Annotated in this window: 10 protein-coding genes; 9 read left to right on the top strand and 1 reads right to left on the bottom strand. The window is 70.3% G+C overall.

The features are described from left to right. The first annotated feature begins 139 nt into the window (after nucleotides 1–139). Nucleotides 140–6316: an SDR family NAD(P)-dependent oxidoreductase gene (locus AC5Y7V_RS10245; RefSeq protein ID WP_499879928.1), complete on the top strand. Its 6177-nt coding sequence runs from the start codon at nucleotides 140–142 to the stop codon at nucleotides 6314–6316. Next, on the top strand, nucleotides 6316–13512 hold the full coding sequence (locus AC5Y7V_RS10240) for a beta-ketoacyl synthase N-terminal-like domain-containing protein (protein WP_499879927.1): 7197 nt from the start codon (nucleotides 6316–6318) through the stop codon (nucleotides 13510–13512). Before AC5Y7V_RS10245 ends, AC5Y7V_RS10240 begins: the two co-directional genes overlap by 1 nt. On the opposite strand, the gene AC5Y7V_RS10235 is transcribed toward AC5Y7V_RS10240, so the two are convergent. After that, on the bottom strand, nucleotides 13500–14678 hold the full coding sequence (locus AC5Y7V_RS10235) for a permease (RefSeq protein ID WP_499879926.1): 1179 nt from the start codon (nucleotides 14676–14678) through the stop codon (nucleotides 13500–13502). The two genes, AC5Y7V_RS10240 and AC5Y7V_RS10235, sit on opposite strands and share 13 nt — an antisense overlap. A gap of 353 nt (nucleotides 14679–15031) precedes the next feature. On the opposite strand from AC5Y7V_RS10235, the gene sepIVA reads away from it, so the two are divergent. The 7 genes from sepIVA (at nucleotide 15032) to smc (ending at nucleotide 22544) form a co-directional block, all read left to right on the top strand. Beyond that, a complete protein-coding gene (sepIVA, locus tag AC5Y7V_RS10230; protein WP_499879925.1) occupies nucleotides 15032–15769 on the top strand; it encodes a cell division protein SepIVA in 738 nt (245 codons plus the stop codon). Between the two features lie 51 nt (nucleotides 15770–15820). Further along, nucleotides 15821–16414: a YceD family protein gene (locus AC5Y7V_RS10225; RefSeq protein WP_499879924.1), complete on the top strand. Its 594-nt coding sequence runs from the start codon at nucleotides 15821–15823 to the stop codon at nucleotides 16412–16414. Then, nucleotides 16411–17124 (top strand): ribonuclease III, encoded by a 714-nt coding sequence (gene rnc / locus AC5Y7V_RS10220; protein ID WP_499879923.1) that lies wholly within the window; start codon nucleotides 16411–16413, stop codon nucleotides 17122–17124. The genes AC5Y7V_RS10225 and rnc overlap by 4 nt, the downstream gene beginning before the upstream one ends. 16 nt (nucleotides 17125–17140) lie before the next feature. After that, complete coding sequence (mutM, locus tag AC5Y7V_RS10215; RefSeq protein ID WP_499879922.1) at nucleotides 17141–18004, top strand: DNA-formamidopyrimidine glycosylase; 864 nt, start codon at nucleotides 17141–17143, stop codon at nucleotides 18002–18004. A gap of 108 nt (nucleotides 18005–18112) precedes the next feature. Next, entirely contained in the window at nucleotides 18113–18535 is a 423-nt protein-coding gene (locus AC5Y7V_RS10210) for an OsmC family protein (protein ID WP_499879921.1), read from the top strand. Beyond that, nucleotides 18522–18815, top strand: coding sequence for an acylphosphatase (locus AC5Y7V_RS10205; RefSeq protein WP_499879920.1), 294 nt, complete (start codon nucleotides 18522–18524; stop codon nucleotides 18813–18815). The genes AC5Y7V_RS10210 and AC5Y7V_RS10205 overlap by 14 nt, the downstream gene beginning before the upstream one ends. A gap of 132 nt (nucleotides 18816–18947) precedes the next feature. Further along, nucleotides 18948–22544: a chromosome segregation protein SMC gene (gene smc / locus AC5Y7V_RS10200; protein ID WP_499879919.1), complete on the top strand. Its 3597-nt coding sequence runs from the start codon at nucleotides 18948–18950 to the stop codon at nucleotides 22542–22544. Nucleotides 22545–22569 lie beyond the last annotated feature (25 nt).

Genomic DNA, 22569 nt, shown 5'->3' with positions numbered 1-22569 from the left:
TACGACCGCCTATGCTCTGGTATCGTCCGGCGAGCGTTCGACCCGTCTTGGCTGATCAATCCGGTAAAACCTTACGGTCAGTCTTTGCGACTCGGGTTGACAGGCGGTGCGGTACGTGTTAACGACGCGAAGGAGACCGGTGGTATCCAAGCATCCCCCCGTTGCCGTTGTCGGGGTGAGCGCGCTGTTTCCCGGGTCTCCGGAGGCCGAGCGCTTCTGGCGCAACATCGTCGGGGGCGCCGACCTGTTCTCCGAGGTTCCGGCGTCGCACTGGAACGTTGACGATTATTACGACCCCGCTCCGGGCATTCAGGGCAAGGTTTACGCCCGCCGCGGCGGATTCTTACCCGATATCGATTTCTCGCCGATGGATTTCGGAATTCCACCGAATGTTGTGCCCGCGACCGACACCGCGCAATTGCTTGGTCTGCGGGTCGCGCAGCAGGTATTAGAGGACGTTGCGGGCGGTGACTTTTCTGCGCTGGATCGCGAGCGCGTCAGCGTGATTCTGGGTGCGTCCGGCGGCACCGAGATGACCAACTACATGGCGGGCAGCCTGCACCGGCCGATCTGGGAGCGCGGGCTGCGCGCCGCCGGGCTCGCCGAGGCCGAGATCACCGCGTTCAGCGAGAGCGTCGCGTCCGGCTACACGCCGTGGCAGGAAAACACGTTCCCCGGCCTTCTCGGCAACGTCATCGCCGGGCGAATCGCCAACCGCTTCGACCTCGGCGGGACGAACTGCGTCATCGACGCCGCGTGCGCGAGCTCGCTGGCCGCGCTCGAGGTCGGGCTACACGAGCTGTATCTGGGCGAGTCGGACATGGTGATCGCCGGTGGGGTCGACGCCTTCAACGACATCCTGATGTTCATGTGCTTCGCCAAGGTCACCGCGCTGTCGCCCACCGGCGACTGCCGCCCGTTCTCCGACCAGTCGGACGGCACCATGCTGGGCGAGGGGCTGGCGATGCTGGCGCTCAAGCGCCTCGACGATGCCGAACGCGACGGTGACCGGATCTACGCCGTTATCCGTGGCATCGGCACGTCTTCGGATGGCCGCGCCAAGAGCATCTATGCCCCGAGCCCGGCCGGTCAGGCCAAGGCCCTTCGCCGCGCCTATGCCGCCGCCGGCTACGGGCCCGAAACGGTCGGGCTGGTGGAGGCGCACGGCACGGGCACCAAGGCCGGTGATGTCGCCGAGTTCACCGCGCTGCGCGAGGTGTTCGACGGCTCGGGGCGGGCGGACCGGCAATGGTGCGCGCTCGGCTCCGTCAAGTCTCAGGTCGGCCACACCAAGGGCGCGGCCGGTGCCTGCGGCCTGTTCAAGACCGTGCTGGCGCTGCACCACAAGATGTTGCCGCCGACCATCAAGGTCGATCGGCCCAACCCCGCCCTCGAAATAGAGCAGTCACCGTTCTACCTCTCGACGCAGGCGAAGCCGTGGGTGGCCGCGGACGGCGTCCCGAGGCGCGCGTCCGTGAGCTCGTTCGGCTTCGGCGGCACCAACTTTCACGTCACGGTCGAGGAGTACACCGGCGGCGGAAACCGCGCGTGGCGCTACCGGTCCTGGGACGCGGAACTGATCGTGCTCGGCGCGCCCTCGGCCGCGGCGCTTTCCGAGCAGGCCGCCCGGCTGTCCGCGTCACTGGTCGACGATCCCGACATGCTCGGCTACCTCGCACGCAGCACCCAATCCGCCTACGACGCTGCCGCGCCGCACCGCCTGGCCGTGGTCGCCGACAGCGTGGCCACCTTGCGCACGATGCTCGACGAAGCCGCGGCGAAACTCGGAAGCCCGGACCTGGCGGCATCGTTCAGCTCGCCACGGGGCTACTACTACTCGGCGCAACCGCCGGGCCCGGTCGCGCTGCTGTTCCCCGGGCAGGGCAGCCAGTACGTCGGCATGGGCGCCGACCTGCCGCAGCTCTACGAGCCGGCGCTGTCGCCGTGGGAACTGGCCCGCGCCGACCGGTTCAACGCCGACCGCGACCTGCACCAGGTTGTCTGGCCGAGAACGGCGTTCAGCGACGACGAGCGCGCGCTGCAGGCGGCCGAATTGACCAGGACCGAGTGGGCGCAACCCGGCATCGGCGCGCACAGCCTGAGCCTGCTGTCCGTCATCCGCGCGCTCGGCATCGCGCCCGTCGCCGTCGGCGGACACAGCTTCGGCGAGGTCACCGCGCTGTGCGCCGCCGGTGTCTTCGGCGACGAGGTCGCCCTGTTGATCGCACGCGCGCGTGGCGCGCTGATGGCCGAAGCAGCGACCAACAGCGACGGGGCGATGTGCGCGGTGACCGCACCCGTCGAGCAGGTCCGCCACCTGATCGAAGAGTGGGGGCTCCCGGTCGTCATCGCCAACCACAACGCGCCCAGCCAGATCGTGCTGTCGGGCGACAGCACGGCGATCAACCATGCCGCCCAACGCTTTGGCGCGGTCGGCATCAACGCGCGGCTCCTCGACGTCGCCACCGCCTTCCATTCCGACATCGTCACCCCGGCCGCGGCTCCGTTCGCCTCGTTCCTCGCCGAGATCCCGTTCGGGGTGCCCGAGGTGCCGGTCTACGCGAACGCGACGGCGCAGCCGTACGCCGGCGACGCCCACCAAATGCGCAACACGCTCGCCAACCAGATCGCGCAGCCCGTGCGGTTCGCCGAACAGATTCAGGCGATGTGGCAGGCCGGCGCCCGCACCTTCGTCGAGGTCGGTCCCGGCGGCGTGCTGACGGGCCTGGTCGGCAAGTGCCTCGCCGGCGAGGAGCACTTCGCGGTATCCCTGGATACCAAGGGCCGCAACGGCATTCGATCGCTATGGCAGGGGCTCGCGCAACTCGCGGCCGCCGGCGTCCCGATGAATTTCGAAGCCCTCTGGGCCGACTACCGCGCCGTCGACGACCCGCGCGCCCGCGAGCGGCCCAAACTCACGCTCAAGATCAACGGATCCAACTATGGACGCCCGCAGGCGAGCGACGAGCCCGTCCAACGGGCCGCCGAAACCCCCACCGACCACAGTGTTCGAAGCAACGGGCACCGGACCGAATCGGAGTATAAATTGGCGCCATCCGAGTCGAATACGACCGCAATCCAGACCAATGGCGCCGACGCCCACGCGCCCGTCGCACCTTCGGCGCCGGCGCTCCAGCTGGGCGCCGACGTGGTGACGGAGCTGATCGCCGCGGTGGGAACCGTGCAGGAGGGGATCGGCCAAATCCAAAGGCTCCTCAAAGCTCTCGTGCCGGAGCCGGCCGTCGCCTCGCCACCCGCCGCGCCCCCCGTCATCCCCAACGGGAAACCGGTGATGCCCACCCCGCCGCCGGCCCCGGCCAACCGCAACGGCGGCCCGTCGATGCCCGCGGCACCCGCGGCCCCGGCCGTCCCCGCCGCCCCGCCCGCCCCCGCCGCCCACAACGGCACCACGGCGGGCCACAACGGGACGGCGGCCCCGGTGAGCACGCTTGCGCCGGTGGTGGTTTCGGTTGCCGGTGGTGAGTTGGTGACGCAGATGCTCGAGGTGGTGGCGGACAAGACGGGTTATCCGGTGGAGATGCTGGATTTGTCGATGGCGCTGGAGGCGGATCTGGGTATTGATTCGATCAAGCGGGTCGAGATTTTGTCGGCGGTGCAGCAGCGGGTTCCGGCGCTGCCGGAGGTGGAGGCCTCGACGATGGCGGCGTTGGGCACCCTGCAGGAGATCGTCGACTATCTGCAGGGCTTGACCGCTCCGGCTGCGAGTAATGGCAGTGCGGTTGCGCCGGTGGCGGTTTCGGTTGCCGGTGGTGAGTTGGTGACGCAGATGCTCGAGGTGGTGGCGGACAAGACGGGTTATCCGGTGGAGATGCTGGATTTGTCGATGGCGCTGGAGGCGGATCTGGGTATTGATTCGATCAAGCGGGTCGAGATTTTGTCGGCGGTGCAGCAGCGGGTTCCGGCGTTGCCGGAGGTGGAGGCGTCGACCATGGCGGCGTTGGGCACCCTGCAGGAGATCGTCGACTACCTACATGGCCTGAGCGCCCCGACCGAGGCCGGTGATCGCCTCCCTTTTGACTTAGCCGGAGCGGGGATCGCGCGCTATGCGGTGCGTGCGATTCCTGCTCCGGCTAGTGGGATGGGGATGCCCGGTCTCTACACCGCCACCAGCGTCGAGATCGTCGCCGCGCCGGACGACGCCACCGGCGCCACCGCCGACGCCCTGGCCGCGATCCTGCGCACGCACGGCGTCAACGCGGCGATCGTGTCCGAGCCGGGCGCGGATGCCGAGGCGGTGATCCTCCTCGGCGGTCTGCGGCGAACCGCCACCCGCGAAGACACGCTGGCCATCAACCGGACGGTCTTCGCGGACGCCCAGCGCATCGCCGCGAGGTTCGCCGAACACGGCGGCGTCTTCGTCACCGTCCAGGACACCGGCGGCACCTTCGGCCTGCTCACCGACCCCGGCCCCCGCGCCTGGGCCGGCGGCGTCGCCGCCCTCGCCAAGACGGCCGCGCAGGAGTGGCCCCAGGCGCAGGTCAAAGCGATCGACATCGCGGTCGAACAGCAGTCGCCGATCACGGTCGCCGAACAGCTCGCGCAGGAGTTGCTTGCCGGCGGGGCCGAGCTGGAAGTCGGCCTGGGCAGCGGGCACGGCCGCGTCACGGTCGTCGCGGACGCCAGCCAGGTGACCTCCCGCGCGCACCGCATCGACCATCGCGACGTGATCGTCGTGTCGGGCGGGGGCCGCGGCGTCACCGCGGCGTCGGTGATCGCGCTGGCACGGGAGACCCAGGCCTGCTTCGTCCTGCTCGGACGCACGGAACTCTCCGACGAACCGCACGAGGCGCTCGGGCTGACGACCGACGCCGAACTCAAACGGGCGCTGCTCAGCGCGGCCGTGACGCGGGGGCTCAAGCCCACCCCCCGGGAGTTGGAACAGCAGGTGCAGCGCATCCTCGCCGACCGCGAGGTGCGGGCGACCGTCGCCGCCCTGACCGCCGCGGGCTCGCGGGTCCGCTACGCCGCGACCGATGTGCGCGACGCGTCGGCGCTCGGCGCCCTACTGCACAGTGTGCGAGCCGAATTCGGGCCGATCACCGGATTGGTGCACGGGGCCGGCGTGTTGGCCGACGCGCCCCTGCACAAGAAGACCCTCGACGGGTTCGACCGCGTCTTCGAGACGAAAGTCGGCGGCTTGTGCGCGATGCTAGACGCCACGGCCGGCGATCCGCTGAAGGTCATCTGTCTGTTCTCGTCGGTGGCGGCACGCAGCGGCAACGCCGGCCAAAGCGACTACGCCATGGCCAACGAGATCCTCAACAAGGTCGCCCTGGCGGAGCAGGCCCGCCGCGGCCCGGCCTGCCTCGTTCGCGCCTTGGGCTGGGGCCCTTGGGATTCCGGCATGGTCACGCCCGGCCTGAAGGCGATGTTCGAGTCCCGGGGCATCGGGTTGATCCCGCTTGCCGACGGCGCGCGGGCATTCGTCTCGGACGTGCTGGACGGAAAGACCGACGATCCCGAGGTCACCCTCGGAGACGGGGTATCGGCCGGCGCGCTGCCCGCCGAAGGCCGGATCGCGCGCGTTCTGGCCCATGTGCGACGGCAGCCCCAGTTGGCGGATCACCGGGTCCGCGGCAACGTCGTGCTGCCGGTGGTGCAGGTCCTGGAGTGGTTCGTGCGGATGGCCGAGGCGTGCCGGCCCGGACAACTGGTGCAGCGGCTTCTCGACCTCAAGGTGCTGCGCGGCGTGACCCTGCACGACTTCGACCAACAGGGCGACCCGATGCTGGTGCGCGCCGCGCCGGTGGACGATCGGCCGGACCGGCTCGCGTGCACGCTGTCCGACGCCTCGGGATCGACCGCCTACTACTCCGCCACGGCCGAAATGGATTCGGCCCCAACCGCTGCGCCCGCCGGACCGACGGCGCCGGCCGGTGGTCACCGGCTGAACCGCGACACCTGCTACGGCAACGGCGCGCTCTTCCACGGGCCCGCCTTCCAGGTCCTCGAGGACGTCGAATGCCAGGCCACGAGCGCGACGGCGGCGCTGCACGGCCTGCCCGCCGCGGGCTGGCAGGGCGACGGCTGGGCCACGGATTCCGCGGCGCTCGACGGCTGCCTGCAACTGGCGTTGGTGTGGTGTTACGAACAGCTGGGCCGCACCGTGCTGCCGCTGCGGGTGGGCGAGATCGTGCGTTACCGCGCCGGGGCGCTGGGCCACGGATTGCGCTGCGTGCTCTCCAACGGCGATGCCAAAAACAGTGGGGCCGTCTGCGATCTGGATCTTGTCGACGCCGAAAACCGCGTGGTGGCCAGCCTGAAACGACTCGAGTTGTACCCCTACGGCGGCTGATGTTTGAGCCCATTGCGATCGTGGGCCAGGGCTGCGTCCTGCCCGGCGGCCTGAGCCCCGACGAGTTATGGCGGACCGTGCGCGACGGCCGCGACGCGCTCGGCTCACCGCGGCCCGGCTATTGGGGGGTATCGGCGGAGCGCATCGTCCGCGACGAGAAGAACGGCCCCTTCCTCGACCACGCCTGGTCGGACCGCGGCGGGTACGTGCGCGGCTTCGACGAGATCTTCGACCCCCACCGCTTCCTGCTCGGCGCCGACGAATTCCGCGGCCTCGACCCGCTGTACCTGTGGGCCGTCGAGGCCGCCCGGCAAGCCCTGGAAAGCGCCGGCTGGCGCCCGGGCGAGGTCCCGGGCCCGGCCGGGGTCGTCCTGGGCAATTTGAGCTACCCGACGAAGTCGATGATCGACCTGGCCGAAAAGGTCTGGCGCGGAGACGAACAGGGGATCGACTGGCGCAACCGCTTCATGTCCGGCCTGCCGGCCCACTTCATCGCCAACGCGCTGGGATTGACCGGGGGCGCCACTGCCCTCGACGCCGCGTGCGCCTCGTCGCTGTACGCGATCAAGCTGGCGTGCGACCGGCTCCACGACGGCACCGCCGACGTGATGGTGGCCGGCGGCGTGAACGGCGCCAGCGACCTGCTGCTGCACGTCGGCTTCAGCGCGCTGCAGGCGCTGAGTCGCACCGGCAAGTCCCGCCCCTTCCACCGCGGGGCCGACGGACTCGTACCCGCCGAGGGCGCGGCATTTTTGGTGCTCAAGAGGCTCGACGACGCGATCGCCGGCGCCGATACCATCCTGGGCGTCATCCGCGCGGTCGGGCTCAGCAACGACGGCCGGGGACAGGGCCCGCTCGTGCCGTCGCAGGAGGGGCAGGAGCGGGCCATGCGGCTCGCCTACGAGATGGCCGAGCTGCGGCCGCGGGAAATCTCGCTCGTCGAGTGCCACGCCACCGGAACCTCGCGGGGCGACCTGACCGAGCTGATGAGCATGGCACGCATCTTCGAGGGCGTGCCGGAGCTACCCATCGGATCGCTGAAATCCAATCTGGGACACTCGATCACGGCGTCGGGCGCCGCGGGGGCGATCAAGGTGCTCGCGGCGATGCGCGCGGGCATCCGGCCCCCGACGCTGCACGCCGACGACCCGTTGCCGTTCCTCGCCGGGTCGCCCTTCCGGCTACTCACCGAGGCCGAACCCTGGGTGTGCAGCGGGCCGCGCCGCGCCGCCGTCAACAACTTCGGCTTCGGCGGCAACAACGCGCACCTGCTGCTCGAGGAATGGATCCCGCCCGCCGGCGGCCCCGACCGGCCGAGGGTCGTCACCTCCCGCGCGGAGGACGACATCGCGATCGTGGGCGTCAGCCTGCTGGTCGGAGACGACGAAACCGTCTCGGTGGCAGAGCATCTGAAGGCCTCCGAACCGATTCCCACCCGCGAGGCCGACGGCACCCGCAGGGCCCGGATGACCGAGGTCCGCCTGGACGTCGCGCAAACACGCTTTCCCCCCGCAGATCTGAAACAGACGCTGCCCCAGCAACTGGCGCTGCTCGGTGCGGCCGTCAACATCGACACGTTGATCGCCGGCCTGCCGCCGGACCGGACCAGCGTCCTCGTCGGGATGGGTTGCGACACCGAGATCACGCGGCTGGGGGTGCGATGGCGGCTGGCCGGCGACATCGATGACCCGGCCGAACTGGCCGCTGCGCGCGACGCCGTCGTGCCGGGGTGGACGGCCGCCGGCGTCGTCGGCGCCATGCCCAACATCGTCGCCAACCGCCTGAACCGCCAATTCGACCTGCGGGGGCCCAGTTTCACGGTGTCCAGGGAAGAACTCTCCGGAACCACTGCGCTGGAGCTGGCCGCCCGCGCCCTGCGGCGGGGCGAGATCGACGCGGCCGTCGTCGGCGCGGTGGATCTCAGCTGCGAGCCGGTGCACGAGGCCGCGGCGCGTGCGCAGCTCGGATCCGGCGAGCAGACGCCCGGCGACGCCGCCGTCGTCGTCGTCCTCAAACGGGCCGCCGACGCGCGCCGTGCCGGTGACACGGTTCTGGCCATCCTGCCCGCGGATCAGAAGGCGCGCGGCGAGTGCCTGCACCTCGGCACCGCGCCAGGCGCGTTGAACCTGTCGTCGGTGCTGGGTCACGCCCACGCAGCGTCGGGCCTTGTGCACGTCGCCGCGGGCGCGCTCTACGGCGTTCTGGGCGTGTGTCCCGACGGCACGCCGTGGACGGCCGAAGAGCGGTCGGTCGTCGTCGCGCTCGCCGCACTCGGCGGCCAGCAGCAGCAAATCGTCCTCGCGCCAACGGCACCCGGGGAGCTGTCGTCCCCGGTGCACCCGGGGAAACACGCACTGCTGCGGTTTCCCGCCCACCTGCCCGACGTCCGGCTGCCGGCGCGCGTCCCGACTCGCCATGCCATCTCTCGACTGGAGCGGCCCATGACAACACACCTGCCCGTCCCGCCGGCTCTGCCCAAGGCCGCGGAGGCGGCGGCGCGGGTGCCGCTGGGCGCTGACCTGTTCGGGCAGTCGCCGCCCGAGCCGGCATCGATCGGCGGCAACGGGACGCCGCCGCCCCAACCGCCGACCCAAGCGCCGGCCAGCGCGGGCGCCTACCGGGCGACCCAGCCGTCCCCGCCCGCCGCCGTAGAGCCGCCCAAGCCCACGGTCAAGCGCGCCCCGGTGGGCCTCACGCTGGACAAGGACGGCCTGCGCGTGCACGCGTCGGGCAAGATATCCGAGATCTTCGGCCCGGCGTTCACCGTGCAGGACGACTACGCGCGGCAGGTACGGATGCCGGAACCCCCGCTGCTGCTGGCGGATCGTCTGCTGGGCATCGACGCCGAACCGGGCAAGGACGGCACCGGAACCCTGTGGACCGAAACCGATGTCACCGCCGACGCCTGGTGGTTGCACGAGGGCCGGATGCCGGCCGGAATCATGATCGAGGCCGGGCAGGCGGACCTGATGCTGATCTCCTGGATGGGTGCGGACTTCGCCAACAAGGGCGAGCGGGTGTACCGCCTGCTGGGCTGCGAGGTGACCTACCTGGGCGGCCTGCCCGAGATCGGCGACACCCTGCGCTTCGACATCCACGTGGACGGCCACGCCCGGCAGGGCGACATCCGCATGTTCTTCTTCCACTACGACTGCACGATCGACGGCGTCGAGCGGATGTCCATGCGCAACGGCCAGGCCGGGTTCTTCTCCGACGAGGAGCTGGCGGCGTCGGGCGGGATCCTCTGGCGCCCCGAGGACGAGACCGTCAGCGGGCCAATGGAATCGACACCGGTGCGAACATCGCGCACGTCGTTGCAGCGCGCCGACCTGGAGGCGTTGGCCGCGGGCGAAATCTGGCACACGCTGGGACCCGGCTTCGAGCGCGGGGCCAGCCACACCCGCACGCCGAGCATTTCGGCCGGCGACATGCTGTTCGTCGACGAGGTGACACATTTGGACTTCGCCGGCGGGCCGTGGGGCCGGGGCCATCTGCGCGCGGTCGCGCACGTGACACCCGAAACCTGGTATTTTGCAGGTCATTTCAAGAACGACCCCTGCATGCCCGGCACGCTCATGTACGAGGCCACGATGCAGACGATGGCCATCTACATGACCGCCCTCGGCATGACCTTGGAGTGCGACGGGTGGCGGTTCGAACCGGTGCCGTTCGAGACCTACAAGCTGGTCTGCCGCGGCCAGGTCACGCCGCAATCGCGCGAGCTGGTCTACGAGGTGTTCGTGCGCGAGGTCATCGCCGGGCCCGAGCCGACGCTGTTCGCCGACCTGCTGTGCACCGTCGACGGTTTGCCGGCCTTCCACTGCCGCCGGATGGGTTTACGGCTCTCACCCGGATGCCCGATGGATATGGGCGTCAAGGAGCTGGACGGCTACGTCGAACCCAAACCCGTCGCCGAAGGCCACGGGGTCAAGTTCGACTACGCCGCGATGCTGGCCTGCGCCATCGCCAAGCCCTCCCTGGCGCTCGGCCCGCTCTACGAGAAGTTCGACACCCACCGCAGGGTGGCGCGGCTGCCCGGGCCGCCCTACCACTTCGTGTCGCGCGTCACCGAGGTCGTTGGCGAACTCGGCGTCGCTAAACCCGGCGCGCAAGTCGTCGCGGAATACGACGTGCCAAGCGACGCTTGGTATTTCGCCGAGAACAAGGGCGCGAACGCGACACCGACAATGCCCAACGCGGTCCTCATGGAGATCGCGCTGCAGCCCTGCGGCTGGCTGGGCGCCTACGCCGGTTGCCCGCTGGACTTCGACGTGGACCTCTTCTTCCGCAACCTCGACGGAACCGGCATCCAGCACCGCGAGATCACACCCTCGACCGGGACGCTGCGGATCAAGGCAGTGCTGAAGAACGTCGCCCAGGCGGGCGGGACCATCATCGTGACGTTCGACGGCGAAATCTCCGCCGACGACGGCATCGTCTACACGTTCGACACGGTGTTCGGCTACTTCCGACTCGAAGCGCTGCAGCAGCAGGTCGGGCTTCCGGTCAGCGGGGAACAGCGCGCCCTGCTGGAGCTGCCCTGCGGGGCACCGGTCGTCGACCTGGGCGCGCGCCCGGCGGGATTCTTCGGCCCGGGAGCGCGGCTCGCCGATCCGATGCTGCTGATGATCGACCGGGTCACGGGCCGCTGGCCCGCCGCCGGCGGCGCCGGCCTGGGCCGGTGGCGCGCCGTCAAGGACATCAACCCCGCCGAGTGGTACTTCAAGGCGCACTTCTACCGCGACCCGGTGCAGCCCGGATCGCTGGGCATCGAAATGCTGCTGCAGCTCCTGCAATTCGCGATGCTCGACCTCGGGTTCGGCGAGGAGATGGGGCCCTCGGCGCGCTTCGAGCCGGTGGCCATCGGAGAAGCGATCACCTGGCGATACCGCGGTCAGATCGTGCCCACCAACAAGCAGATCACCGCGGAGATCGAACTCACCCGCGTCGGGCGCGGCGATGCCGGCGTCCTGGCGGTGGCCGACGCCTCCCTGTGGTGCGACGGGATACGGATCTACAGCGCAACGAATTTGGCCATGCGCATCGCGCCCGGCGCGCCGGACGATCGAGAAGTCCTCGACGCCGGCTCGGCCACCACGCTGGAGATCACCATCGATCCCGCGCGGGACACCTGGGTCCTCGATCACTGCCCGACCTACGTGATCCCTTCGCTGCCAATGATGTCGGTGCTGGACCTGTTCGCCCAGGCGGCCGGCCGCGCGACGGGCGGGGCCAAGGTGGTCGAAATCAGCGACCTGCGCCTGGTGCGCTGGGTCGTCGTCGACGCGCCGACGCGGCTCCGGGTGGTGGTCGAGCCCGTCGACCCGGGCCGCTTCGACGGACGCCTACAGGTGTGGCGCGACGCGCCCAGAGCGGAGTTGTCGCGCTGGGAGACCCACGCGGAGGCCGTGATCTTCACCGCCGACCGCTATTCGGGCGAACCCGTGACACCCGCCCCGCTGCGGGACGCGGTGCCCTACGCCAGCCCGTACGACGGCACAGTGTTCCACGGGCCCGCGTTCCAAACGCTGATGGGCGGGGCCCGGATCGGCCGCAACGGCTCGTCGGGAACGCTCGCGGTCGACCGCTGCCAGGTCCCCGCGGGTCGGCAACACCCGGGGCTGCTCGACGGCGCGTTCCACATCGTTCCCCACACCGCGATGAACATATGGACCACGGACGGCGCGGATGTCGCGTCCTACGCGGACGCGGCGGACACGACCGTCGGATTCCCGCGCCGCGTGATCTGGGCGCGCTTCTACGGCGACGCCCCCCTGGACGGGACCGTCGACGTGCAGACCCGGTTCGTCGGGTTCGACGACGCCGACGACCGACTGCCGATCGTCGACCTCTGGCTCAGCGCCGAGGGCAAGCCCTGGGCCTACCTGCGCGTCGTCGAATTCCTTTTGGACAAGGGGCATCTCGTCCAGGTCAGCGGCGCAAAGCGGCGCGCGTTCATTGCCGAGCGGCGCGCGGTCCCCGGGATGTCGCTGAGCGACCGGGTGGGCCGCGGGGCGGTCGCGCTCGATCCGGCGCGCGCGGCGACGCAGGACTGGTTCAAGGGCACGTTGCGGGCGGTGTACGACACCGAGGGCCAAGGTGATTCGCTGATCGCCGACATCGCCGTCAAAGAGGCCGTCGCGGACGCCGCCCACAGCGCGACCCACCCGGCCCAGGTGCGTGTCGCCGACGGGCGGGCGAGCTGCCCGGCGCTGCCGCTGGAGCGGATCTCCGTCGAACTCGAGCAAGCGGGCACGGGCGAATGCCGGGCGAGCGCGTCGTTGCGGACGGACTGGCAACCGGTGCGCGGCTGGTCGACCGACCGGCTGGGGATTCAGCCGGGCGGGTTCGCCGACCTTGTCCACTGGGCGCTGCTGTCGCGCTACGTCCGGCACGTGATCGTCACGGATCCCGTGGCGATGGCGGCGGTTCGGGGCCGTCCCGTGTTGCTGCTGGGCAACCACCAGGTCCAGGTCGAATCGATCCTGGGCACGTCGATCGCGTCGTGGCTGACCGACACCAAGGTCGTGACGATCGCGCACGCCAAGCACGAAACCCGTTGGGTCGGTGCGCTGACCCGGCTGGCCGATGCCGCGGCGAACGGAAAGCCGGGCAGCACACGCTATTTCGACCAGCGCAACCCCGAGCAGTTCTTGAGCCTGATCGAAGAGATCAAGCGCGACGTCGCCGCCCACGGCGTGTCGACGATGGTGCACGCCGACGGAACCCGGGCGGTGCGCTCCGGCCAGCGCGTCGAGCGGCTGACCTCCACGCTGCTGGACCTGTCGATCGCCGCGTCGCTGCCGATCGTGCCGGTGTACTTCGCCGGGGGCCTGCCCGAGGAACCGGTGGAGCACAAGCTCGAGGTGCCCTATCGGCATGGGGCGCAGGACTACATCTTCGGCCGGCCGATCATGCCCGACGAGGTGGCCGCGTGGCCCTACGCCGATCGCCGGCGCCGTGTCATGGACGCTATCAACGCGCTCGCGCCGTTCAGCGATGCGCCGCACGAGCCGAATCACGCTGTGGAGGACCGGATTGCCGCCGCGGCCCCGGGCGCGTCCTCCCTCGAGTCGATCTGGGATTGCATCGAAGACGCGCTGGACGGTCTCCCGGTGGACTGGCGAAGCACGATCAGCGCCGACGAATGGATGGCGGCCCGGTCAACCCAGCGCCACAGCCCTCAGTCGCATTGATGGCTGTGATCGTGGCCCTCGCTCGCGGCGGGGGAGCCGCCCATCATCCGTAGCATCGGGACTCCGCCGGAGGTGACGAATCGCACGATCAGGACCGCCGCGATGACGAGGAAGGCGATGTTGAGCCAGGTGGTGTAGTTCCACGAGATCGACGCTTCCATCACCGTGGCGTTACGCTGCCGTGGAATGAGACCCGTTGTGCCGAACAGCAATTCGACCAGATAGCCGGCGGCGACCATCGCGGCGTAGAAGGTGCCGAGCAGCGTCAGCATCATCCTGGTGCCGTAGTACTTCCGGTAGATGTTCAGGATCGGCAGGATCAGCAGGTCGGCATAGATGAATGCGATGACGCCGCCGAAGCTGATGCCGCCGTTCCACAGCACCGCGGCCAGCGGCACGTTGCCGATCGAGCAGACGAACGACACGATCGCGACGATCGGCCCCACCAGCGGGCCCCACACCGCCGACCACGTCGGGTGATCGGTCAAAAAGAAGATCCGCCAAAAGCTTTCGGGGACCCACGCCGCGATCGCACCGGCGATCAGCAAGCCCAGGACGAGGTCGCGCAGGATCGCCATCCACTCCATCACGAACACGTGCGAGACCGAGGTGAAGCCCTGCGGGGAGAACAGCCGTCGGGCAAACGAGCCCTCCTTCTGGATGGACATGTCCATGGCGGCATGGCCTTCCATCGAGCCGGCGATGCCGCGCTCGGCCTGCTCCCGGGCCGCATCGACGAGCCGGGACCGCACGAACAGCCGGAACAGGACGGCGAGCACCACGATCATCAGCGGGCCGCCCACGAATTCCGCGGCGGTGAACTGCCAGCCCATCAGCAGCGCCAGGATGATGCCCAGCTCGACCACGAGGTTCGTCGAACCGATCTCGAACGCCATCGCTGCGGTGAAGTTGGCGCCCTTGCGGAACAGCGAGCGGGCCAGGGCCACCGCGGCGTAGGAGCACGACGACGACGCCGCCCCCAGCCCGGCCGCCACCGCCAGCGTGCGCGGCCGGTCGTCGCCCATCAGGGTCACGATTGTCGACCGGCGCACGACGGCCTGCACCACCGCCGACAGCGCGAAGCCCAGGATCAGTGCCCATAGGATTTCCCACGTCATCGACCCCGCCAAGCCCAGGGCGTGACCGACCGCTGCCAGCGCTCTCATCGAGGCCTCCGCTTCGGTTGCGTGATTCGGCGATTTTCTGCCGGTAGCTTATACCCCCCAGGGGTATTAGTCAACGCGAGTGAAGGCCGTTCGCGCGCCGAGGGCGGCCGTGATCCCTAGAATGGCTGCAAATCGGTGCGGGGGCCGGCAAAGAATATGGACGGAACAACCCCGCGCGGCGGTCGGGCCCGCGGAAACGGCGTGAACGGGCATTTTCTATGGATTTCCCAGGCAGCGAATGGGCGCGGAGGGCAAATGCCCGACACACCGCGTCGCCACCGCTGTCACAGACGTAACAGCAGGCACACTGGTAACAACGAGATTTTTGGGCAAGACGCCAGGAGGGTATGGCCGTGTACCGAGTTTTTGAAGCACTGGACGAACTGGGCGCCATCGTCGAAGAGGCGCGTGGCGTGCCCATGACGGCCGGCTGCGTCGTGCCCCGCGGTGACGTGCTGGAGCTGATCGACGACATCAAGGACGCGATCCCCGGCGAGCTGGACGACGCCCAGGACGTGCTCGACGCGCGTGATTCCATGCTGCACGACGCCAAGACGCACGCCGAATCCATGGTTTCCTCGGCGACCACCGAATCGGAGTCGATGCTCAACCACGCCCGCGCCGAGGCGGACCGGCTCCTGTCCGACGCGAAGGCACAGGCCGACCGGATGGTCAGCGAGGCGCGCCAGCACAGCGAGCGGATGGTCGGGGAGGCTCGCGAGGAGTCGATTCGCATCGCCACCGCGGCGAAACGGGAGTACGAGGCCAGCGTCAGCCGCGCGCAGGCCGAGGCCGACCGGCTGATCGAGAACGGCAACATCTCCTACGAGAAGGCCGTGCAAGAGGGCATCAAGGAGCAGCAGCGCCTGGTCTCGCAGAACAGCGTGGTGGAGGCGGCGAACGCCGAGGCCACCCGCCTCATCGACACCGCGCACGCGGAGGCCGACCGGCTGCGCGGCGAGTGCGACGTCTACGTCGACAACAAGCTCGCCGAGTTCGAGGAGTTCCTCAACGGCACGCTGCGGTCGGTGGGCCGCGGCCGCCACCAGCTGCGCACGGCCGCCGGCACCCACGACTACGCCACCCGCTAGCGGTCGGGCGGCGCCCTTTCCTTACGCGCGTGGCGCCGTAGGATTTCCTCTATGACGCGGCATAGCAGCACCACGCAGCGCCGTTCGACGTCGCCTTTGACGGTCGACATCACCCGGCTGGGGCGGCGCCCTGGGGCGATGGTCACCCTGCGCGAGACCGTGCCCAGCCCGTCGCGCACCGGCCTGGACATGATCGCCATCGAGGCGGGCGCCCCGTTGGAGCTGGACTTGCAGCTGCAGTCGGTGTCCGAAGGCGTGCTGGTGACCGGAACCGTGGACGCGCCCACCACCGGCGAATGCTCCCGTTGCCTGAAGCCGGTGACCGGGCGGGTGCAGGTCCGGCTGACCGAACTGTTCGCCTATCCGGACAGCACGACCGAGGCGACCACCGAGGAGGACGAGGTCGGCCACATCGTCGACGACACCATCGACCTGGAGCCGTCCATCATCGACGCCGTAGGGCTGGAGCTGCCGTTCGCGCCGCTGTGCACCCCGGATTGCCCCGGGTTGTGCCCCGATTGCGGCGTCGCGCTCGCGGCCGAGCCCGGCCACCACCACGACCGCATCGACCCGCGCTGGTCCAAGCTGGCCGGGATGCTGCCGGAGCCGCGCGACCCCCACGACACCGCGGGGGACCAGCGGTGACGTCGCGGCAAGCCCTGCTCGAGGCGCTCGGTGTCGAGCTCCCCGACGAGCTGCTGTCGCTGGCCCTGACGCATCGCAGCTACGCCTACGAGCACGGCGGGCTGCCCACCAATGAGCGCCTGGAGTTCCTGGGCGACGCCGTGCTGGGCCTGACCATCACCGACGAGCTCTACCACCGCCATCCCGACCGGTCCGAGGGCGACCTGGCCAAGCTGCGGGCCAGCGTGGTCAACACCCAGGCGCTGGCCGACGTCGCGCGCAACCTGTCCGACGATGGTCTCGGCGTGTACCTGCTGCTCGGCCGCGGCGAGGCGAACACCGGGGGGGCCGACAAGTCGAGCATCCTGGCCGACGGCATGGAATCGCTGCTGGGCGCGATCTACCTGCAGCACGGCATCGACACCGCGCGCGAGGTGATCCTGCGGCTGTTCGGCGCGCTGTTGGACGCCGCGCCGACGCTGGGGGCCGGGCTGGACTGGAAGACGAGCCTGCAGGAGCTCACCGCCGCGCGCGGCATGGGCGCCCCGTCCTACGTGGTCACCTCCACCGGGCCGGACCACGACAAGGAGTTCACCGCCGTCGTCGTCGTGATGGACACCGAATACGGGTCCGGGGTCGGCCGCTCCAAGAAGGAGGCCGAGCAGAAGGCCGCGGCGGCGACCTGGAAAGTGCTGGAGACGCTGGACACCGCGGGCAAGACCTCCGCGTAGTTTGATGACCCCCTAGATGCCCGAACTGCCCGAGGTCGAGGTGGTGCGCCGCGGCTTGGCGGCCCACGTCGTGGGCAAGACGATCACCGCGGTCCGGGTGCATCATCCCCGCGCGGTGCGCCGCCACGAGGCCGGGCCGGCCGACCTCACCGCTCGGCTGCTCGAGGCGAAGATCACCGGGACCGACCGGCGCGGCAAGTACCTGTGGCTGCTGCTGGACGACCCGGACGCGGCGCTCGTCGTTCACCTCGGCATGAGCGGGCAGATGCTGCTGGGCAAGGTGCCGCGCGCCGACCACGTGCGCATCTCCGCGCTGCTGGACGACGGGACCGTGCTGAGCTTCGCCGATCAGCGGACGTTCGGGGGGTGGATGCTCGCCGACCTGGTCACCGTCGACGGCAGCGTGGTTCCGCAGCCCGTCGCCCACCTGGCGCGCGACCCGCTTGACCCGCTTTTCGACGCCGACGCGGTGGTGAAGGTGTTGCGGCGCAAGCATTCCGAGATCAAGCGGCAACTCCTCGACCAGACCGTCGTCTCGGGGATCGGCAACATCTACGCCGACGAGGCGTTGTGGCGGGCCAAGGTGCACGGCGCGCGGATCGCCGACACGCTGAGCCGTCGCCAGCTGACCGCCGTGCTGGACGCCGCCGCCGACGTGATGCGCGAGGCGCTGGGCAAGGGCGGCACCTCGTTCGACTCGCTCTACGTCAACGTCAACGGCGAGTCGGGATACTTCGACCGATCGCTGGACGCCTACGGCCGCGAAGGCGAACCGTGCCGGCGCTGCGGCGCGGTGATACGCCGGGAGAAGTTCATGAACCGCTCCTCGTTCTACTGCCCGAGATGCCAACCGCGCCCGCGGGTTTCGAGTGTGCGCTGACGGCTTTCGGTGTGAGCCCACGGCCGCGACACGCCGAGCCGCGACGCCCGGGGAACACACTCGACGGTCGAGTCCCCGCCGCCAAATCCGCCCGGTAGAAAAGAAGCCATGACGGAACTGTGGGTCGAACGCACCGGGACGCGCCGCTACACCGGATACAGCTCGCGCGGCGCGCAGGTGCTCGTCGGTTCGGAGGACGTCGACGGGGTGTTCACCCCGGGCGAGCTGCTCAAGATCGCGCTGGCCGCCTGCAGCGGCATGTCCACCGACGAGCCGCTGGCCCGCAGGCTCGGCGACGACTACAAGGCCGTGGTCAAGGTCTCCGGCCCCGCCGACCGCGAGCAGGAGCGCTATCCGCTGCTCGAGGAGACCCTCGAGCTCGACCTGTCCGGGCTCTCCGACGAGGAGAAGCAGCGGGTGCTGGTCGTGGCCAACCGGGCGGTCGACCTGGTCTGCACCGTCGGGCGCACGCTGAAGTCCGGCACAGAAGTGAAATTCGAGATCGCCGATGCCTCGGATGCCCCAGCCTGACGTCCGGCTCACCGCCTGGGTGCACGGCAGCGTCCAGGGAGTCGGTTTCCGCTGGTGGACGCGGTCGCGGGCGCTGGAGCTCGGGCTCACCGGGTACGCGGCCAACCAGCCCGACGGCCGGGTGCTGGTGGTGGCCCAGGGCCCGCGCGCGGCCGCCGAGGAGTTGTTGCGGCTGCTGGAAGGCGGCACCGCGTGGCCTGCCAGGCCGGGACGGGTGGACAAGGTCGTCGTCGACTGGTCCGAACCCACGCAGCAATTCGTCGGTTTCGTCGAGCGCTGACGTGGCCCCGCAGTGACTGGTGTGGCCACTGTGGCCAGTGCGTCGGGGTGTGAACGCCAGGCAAATTTGAGGCGCACCGACACCCCTCGGGGAAGCCTGGCACCGGCGATTTGAGCGGTAGTCTGGCGCGCTGTGTACCTCAAGAGTCTGACGCTGAAGGGCTTCAAGTCCTTCGCTTCGCCGACGACTCTGCGCTTCGAGCCGGGCATCACCGCCGTGGTCGGACCCAACGGCTCCGGTAAGTCCAACGTCGTCGACGCCCTGGCCTGGGTGATGGGGGAGCAGGGCGCCAAGACGCTGCGCGGCGGGAAGATGGAGGACGTCATCTTCGCCGGCACGTCGTCGCGGGCCCCGCTGGGCCGCGCCGAGGTCACCGTCACCATCGACAACTCCGACAACGCGCTGCCCATCGAGTACTCCGAGGTGTCGATCACGCGGCGGATGTTCCGCGACGGCGCCAGCGAATACGAAATCAACGGCAGCAGTTGCCGTTTGATGGACGTCCAGGAGCTGCTGAGCGACTCGGGGATCGGCCGCGAGATGCACGTCATCGTCGGGCAGGGCAAGCTCGACGAGATCCTGCAGTCGCGACCCGAGGACCGACGCGCCTTCATCGAGGAGGCCGCGGGCGTGCTCAAGCACCGCAAGCGCAAGGAAAAGGCGCTGCGCAAACTCGACGCGATGCAGGCCAACCTGGCCCGCCTGTCCGACCTGACCACCGAGCTGCGCCGCCAGCTCAAACCGCTGGGCCGCCAGGCCGAGGTGGCCCGTCGCGCCCAGACCATCCAGGCCGACCTGCGCGACGCGAAGCTGCGGCTGGCCGCCGACGACCTGGTCAGCCGGCAGGTGGAGCGCGACGCGATCTTCGAGGCCGAGGCCCTGATGCGTCGCGAGCACGACGAGGCCACCGCCCGCCTGGAGGTCGCGTCGCAGGAGCTCAACGAGCACGAGACGGCGCTCGCCGAGCTCTCCGGCCGGGCCGAATCGGTCCAGCACACCTGGTTCGGGCTGTCCGCGCTGGCCGAGCGCGTCGCGGCCACGGTGCGGATCGCCAGCGAACGCGCGCAGCATCTCGACGTCGAGCCGGTGACACCGAGCGACACCGACCCCGACGCGTTGGAGGCCGAGGCCCAGCAGGTGGAGCTGACCGAGCAGCGGCTGCTGGGCGAGCTGGGCACGGCACGCACCCGACTGGACGCCGCGCGCGCCGAATTGGCCGAGCGCGAGGCGCAGGCCGCCGAGGCCGACCGCGCCCACCTGGCGGCGGTGCGCGCCGAGGCGGACCGGCGCGAGGGCCTGGCGCGGCTGGCCGGGCAGGTGGAGACCATGCGGGCCCGCGTCGAGTCGATCGACGACAGCGTCGCGAAGCTTTCCGAGCGCATCGAAGAGGCCGCCACCCGCGCGCAGCAGACCCGCGCGGAGTTCGAGACCGTGCAGGCGCGTGTCGGCGAGCTGGACCAGGGCGAGGTGGGTCTCGATGAGCACCATGAGCGGACCGTGGCGGCGTTGCGGTCGGCCGACGAACGCGTCGCCGAGCTGCAGGCCGCCGAGCGCGGCGCCGAACGGGAGGTGGCGTCGCTGCGCGCCCGCATCGACGCGCTCTCGGTCGGCCTGGAGCGCAAGGACGGCGCGGCGTGGCTGACGCAAAACCACGCCGGCACAGGGCTTTTCGGCCCGATCGCCAAGCTGGTCAAGGTGCGGTCCGGCTACGAGACGGCGCTGGCCGCGGTGCTCGGTTCGGCGGCCGACGCGTTGGCCGCCGAGAACTTCGGCGCCGCGCGCTCCGCCGTCGCCGCCCTCAAGCAGGCGGACGGCGGCCGCGCGGCCCTGGTGTTGGGCGACTGGCCGGCCGAACCGCCCGCGCAGACCGCCCTGCCCGGTGGCGCCCTGTGGGCGCTCGATCTGGTCGAGGCGCCGCAACGGCTGCGCGGGGCGATGACGGCCATGCTGTCCGGCGTCGCGGTCGTCGGCGACCTCGGCGACGCGCTGGACCTGGTCGCGGCACGCCCACAGCTGCGCGCGGTCACGCTCGACGGTGACCTGGTGGGCGCGGGCTGGGTGAGCGGGGGATCCGACCGCAAGCTGTCCACGCTGGAGCTCACCTCGGAGATCGACAAGGCCGGCGCCGAGTTGACGGCCGCGGAAGCCCAGGTGGCCCAGCTCAGCGCGGCCCTGTCCGGCGCGCTGACCGAGCAGATCGCCCGGCAGGATTCCGCCGAGCAGGCGCTGGCCGCCCTCAACGAATCCGACACCGCCATCTCGGCGATGTACGAGCAGCTGGGCCGGCTCGGGCAGGAAGCCCGGGCGGCCGAGGAGGAGTGGGCCAGGTTGCTGCGCCAGCGCGAGGAGGCCGAGGCGGGGCGCGCGCAGACCGTCGAAGAGGTCACCGCGCTGGAAACCCGGCTGCGCAACGCCCAGGAGACCCAGCACGTGCAGGCGGCCGAGCCCGCCAACCGCCTGCAGATCGCCGCCGCGGCCGAAAGCGCCCGCGGCGTGGAGGTGGAGGCGCGGCTCGCGGTGCGGACCGCCGAGGAGCGGGCCAACGCCGTGCGCGGGCGGGCGGACTCCTTGCGGCGCGCGGCCGCGGCCGAACGGGAGGCGCGGCTGCGGGCCCAGCAGGCGCGCGCGGCGCGGCTGCACGCGGCCGCCGTGGCCGGCGCCGTCGCCGACGGGGGACGGCTGCTGGCGTCGCGGCTGGACCGGGTGGTCGACGCGGCGTCGGCGATGCGCGACGCGCTGGTCGCCGAGCGGCAGCAGCGCACGGCCGCGATGGCCACGGTGCGCGACGAGGTGAACGCGCTGGGGGCGCGGCTGGCCAAGCTCACCGACTCGCTGCACCGCGACGAGGTGGCCAACGCGCAGGCGGCGATGCGCATCGAGCAGCTCGAGCAGATGGTGCTCGAGCAGTTCGGCATGTCGCCGGACGACCTGATCGCCGAGTACGGGCCGGAGAATCAGCTGCCGCCCACGGATCTCGAGATGGCCGAATACGAGCAGGCCAAGGAGCGCGGCGAGCAGGTGTTCGCGCCCGCGCCGATCCCGTACGACCGGGCCACCCAAGAGCGCCGGGCCAAGCGGGCGGAGAAGGAGCTGGCCGAGCTGGGCCGGGTCAACCCGCTGGCGCTGGAGGAGTTCGCTGCGCTGGAGGAGCGCTACAACTTCCTGTCCACCCAGCTCGAGGACGTCAAGGCCGCCCGCAAGGACCTGCTCGACGTCATCGCCGACGTCGACGCGCGCATCCTGCAGGTGTTCAACGACGCGTTCGTCGACGTCGAACGCGAATTCCGGGAGGTCTTCGCCGTGCTGTTCCCGGGCGGTGAGGGCCGGCTGCGGCTGACCGATCCGGGCGACATGCTCACCACCGGCATCGAGGTGGAGGCGCGTCCGCCCGGCAAGAAGATCACCCGGCTGTCTTTGCTGTCCGGCGGCGAGAAGGCGCTGACGGCGGTGGCCATGCTGGTGGCGATCTTCCGGGCCCGCCCGTCGCCGTTCTACATCATGGACGAGGTCGAGGCGGCGCTGGACGACACGAACCTGCGCCGGCTGATCAGCCTGTTCGAACTGCTGCGGGCCAAGTCGCAGATCATCATCATCACCCACCAGAAGCCGACGATGGAGGTCGCCGACGCCCTGTACGGCGTGACCATGCAGGGCGACGGCATCACCGCGGTGATCTCCCAGCGGATGCGCGGCCAGCAGGTGGAGCAGCTGGTCGGCAACCCGTCCTGAGCCCGTCCTGAGCACAGCGTTTTGT

The organism is Mycobacterium sp. NGS34, from assembly GCF_059812845.1.
This window is presented reverse-complemented; position numbering and strand designations above follow the sequence as displayed.

What these genes read in the sequence shown, in the direction of transcription:
- AC5Y7V_RS10240 (WP_499879927.1), top strand. Translation starts at nt 6,316, where the DNA reads ATGTTTGAGCCCATTGCGATCGTGGGCCAGGGCTGCGTCCTGCCCGGC.
- AC5Y7V_RS10235 (WP_499879926.1), bottom strand. Translation starts at nt 14,678, where the DNA reads ATGAGAGCGCTGGCAGCGGTCGGTCACGCCCTGGGCTTGGCGGGGTCG.
- AC5Y7V_RS10225 (WP_499879924.1), top strand. Translation starts at nt 15,821, where the DNA reads ATGACGCGGCATAGCAGCACCACGCAGCGCCGTTCGACGTCGCCTTTG.
- mutM (WP_499879922.1), top strand. Translation starts at nt 17,141, where the DNA reads ATGCCCGAACTGCCCGAGGTCGAGGTGGTGCGCCGCGGCTTGGCGGCC.
- AC5Y7V_RS10210 (WP_499879921.1), top strand. Translation starts at nt 18,113, where the DNA reads ATGACGGAACTGTGGGTCGAACGCACCGGGACGCGCCGCTACACCGGA.
- AC5Y7V_RS10205 (WP_499879920.1), top strand. Translation starts at nt 18,522, where the DNA reads ATGCCCCAGCCTGACGTCCGGCTCACCGCCTGGGTGCACGGCAGCGTC.